This is a genomic window from Brevibacterium sp. (genome assembly GCF_022712115.1).
Lineage (GTDB): Bacteria > Actinomycetota > Actinomycetes > Actinomycetales > Brevibacteriaceae > Brevibacterium > Brevibacterium salitolerans.
The window spans coordinates 1-2,504 of record NZ_JALAHB010000251.1; the positions used below are offsets into that span (position 1 = coordinate 1).

The window sequence follows — 2,504 nt, forward strand, 5'->3', positions numbered from 1 at the left end:
GGGTGAGGCGGTGCGCGCGAGGGCGGCGTAGCCGGGTGTGAAGCGGTGCGCCGGACGCAGGGCGGGGCAGCGCGACAGCCGCACACCGCTTGTCCGCTCAGCCACCCACATATATGCGGGTGGGAAAGCGCATTCGCGGTCTCGCGGCTTTCGAGGCACCGCCTAAGTGCCCTGCCACCCACCTATGCATGGGCGGCACAGCGCATTCGCGTGGGCGGCAGGGCGCATTCGTGGGGCGCCGCATGTCACCCCACCACCACCGCACGCTCAGCGCTGCAGAGTGCGCACGCCGCCTGCCGGCGTCCGCCCGCAGCGCGGTCAGGCCTTGGGAAGGATGCGCCCGGTCGGCGGAAGCTCACGCCCATCGGGCCTGCCGCCCACGGACGGCAGGAACCGGTGCATCGCCTGCTCCAGGTGCTCCCGCATGAGAGCCTCGGCGCGCTCGCCTGCGCAGGCGGAGATCGCCTCGGCGACCTCGCGGTGTTCCTGCAGGGTGCTCGCGCTCGCGATGTCCTCCGCGTAGAGGCGGAACAGGTGCAGCTGCGCGTGGAGGCCCTCGTAGGCGTTCATGAGGAAGCCGTTGCCCGTCGCCCGGTGGATGGCGCGGTGGAACTCGAGGTCGTGCGCAGCCAGATCGCTGCGCGAGCACACGTCCGGGTGCGCATCCGCGAACGAGGAGACGAGCCCGAGCAGGTCCCGGCCGGGATTCGTGGTCCTGTCGGCGGAGACGACCCGTGCCGCCCAGGGCTCTATGAGCAGCCGCACCTCGAACATGCTGCGCAGCTGCGCCTCGTCCAGCAGCGGGGTCGTGGAGTAGCCGCGGCCGCGGGCGCGCATGACCAGCCCGTCACCCTCGAGGTGGTGCAGTGCCTCGCGCACCGGGGTCTGGGAGACGCCCAGCTCCCGCACCAGTGCGTCGATGCTGACCTTCTCCCCCGAGGCGATCTCATTGCGGATGATCTTCTCGCGGATGCGGTCGTAGACCGAGGGCTGCGTCATTCGATCCCCTGGAGACTCGGTTGTGGGCGGCGCCTGCGCACAGTGCACGCGCACCGCCGGCAGGCGGGTGCACGGAGGCGGGGTGCGCCGGCGGTGTGCGGACGCCGCAGAAGCGCATACAGAATCTCACATCCGCGGATGCCATCGCCTACAGTGCCGAACATGCGCACTCCCCCTCCCGCCTCCCTGCAGGTCATCGCCTCCTACGCGGAGAGCGCAGCCGTGCCGTGGGCCAACGGCGCCGGCTCCACCGTGGAACTCGTCTCGCTGGAGAGGTCGGCACAGCTCACCCCGGGGCGGCCTCGGTGGCGGCTCAGCATCGCCGCGCTGGAGCGGCCGGCCGACTTCTCGCCGCTGCCGGGGATGCACCGCACGTTCCGGCCCGTGGGAGGGAACGTGGTGCTGGAGATCGACGGCGAGCGGCACGAGGTCGCCGCCGGCGCTCCGTGCATCTTCGACGGGGCCGCTCGCACCGTGCTCGTCGAGCTTCCGCACCCCTGCCACGCCGTCAACCTCATGGTGGAGAGCGGCCCGGGGCATGCCGCCCCCGAGCTCGGCGTGGACGGCACCTTCCTCCTCACCCTCGAGGACTCGGACCTCGGCCCCCGCCTCACCCTGCTGCGGGAGCGGGAAGGGGCAGAGGGGGACGGTCGCCTCGGCCCGGTGCTGCGCTTCTGACCTCAGCGAGCTCGCAGACGGGAACGAGATCGCCCCAGGCTCCCGTCTGCGGATCCGCCGCTGTTCCGGCCCTCAGAGGGCGAATCGGCAGACGCGAAACCAGTCCTCTTGGCTCCCGTCCGTCACGACCCCGACCCCGGCTCCAGCCCCGGCTCCGCGGCATAGCCCAGCGCGAAGCGGTCGCGCGCCTCGCCCAGGTGCGTCTGCAGCTGCTCCTCCCACGCCGGGTCACCGCTCTCCACCGCGCGCAGGAGGTCGGCATGCACCTCGACGGCGCGGAGCAGGTCATCACCCGGGTGCGGATTCACCTCGAGCAGCGTGCTGAGGCTGCGCTCGAACTTCCTCCACATGGACAGGATCCGGCGCTGCCCGGCCGCCTCCTGGAACGCACGGTGGAACGCCAGGTCCGCCCTGCCGAACGCGATCCCGTCGGATGCCTCGGCGGCGGCACGCATCCGGCGGACGGCCTCGTGGGCCGCAGCCAGCTCCGCGCCCGTCCGCGCGGCCCTCCCCATCGCATGGCGCTCCAGCAGATACCGGAGGTCGTAGATCTCCTCGATGTCGTGCGCCGTCACCTCCAGCACCCGGTAGCTGCGCCCCGAGGCCGCGATGAGCCCGTCCTCGTCCAGCTGGGCGAGCGCGTCCCGCACCGGGCCGCGGCTGGTGCCGAAGTCCTCCGCGAGGGCCTTCTCGATCAGCAGATCTCCGCCCGGGCGCTCGCCGGAGAGGATCTGCCGCCGCAGCACACGTGCGAGCTGATCGCCCAGCAGCTCGTTCCTGATCTTCATCGCACTCCTCCCGCCCGCACCGGCACGTGCCGCACACCC

At 72.0% G+C, this 2,504-nt stretch carries 3 protein-coding genes; 1 reads left to right on the forward strand and 2 read right to left on the reverse strand.

Annotated elements, in window-relative coordinates; translation table 11 throughout:
* Positions 1–318: 318 nt before the first annotated feature.
* Positions 319–999, reverse strand: coding sequence for a GntR family transcriptional regulator (locus Q0A33_RS14910; RefSeq protein WP_291798563.1), 681 nt, complete (start codon positions 997–999; stop codon positions 319–321).
* A 162-nt stretch (positions 1,000–1,161) separates the two neighbouring features.
* On the opposite strand from Q0A33_RS14910, the gene Q0A33_RS14915 reads away from it, so the two are divergent.
* Complete coding sequence (locus tag Q0A33_RS14915) at positions 1,162–1,677, forward strand: HutD family protein (protein ID WP_291798567.1); 516 nt, start codon at positions 1,162–1,164, stop codon at positions 1,675–1,677.
* Positions 1,678–1,799: 122 nt separating this feature from the next.
* On the opposite strand, the gene Q0A33_RS14920 is transcribed toward Q0A33_RS14915, so the two are convergent.
* Positions 1,800–2,504 (reverse strand): GntR family transcriptional regulator (locus tag Q0A33_RS14920; RefSeq protein WP_291798570.1); only part of this gene is annotated, 705 nt, incomplete at its 5' end.

Coding starts and splice junctions, on each gene's coding strand:
- Q0A33_RS14910 (WP_291798563.1), bottom strand. CDS start 999: ATGACGCAGCCCTCGGTCTACGACCGCATCCGCGAGAAGATCATCCGC.
- Q0A33_RS14915 (WP_291798567.1), top strand. CDS start 1,162: ATGCGCACTCCCCCTCCCGCCTCCCTGCAGGTCATCGCCTCCTACGCG.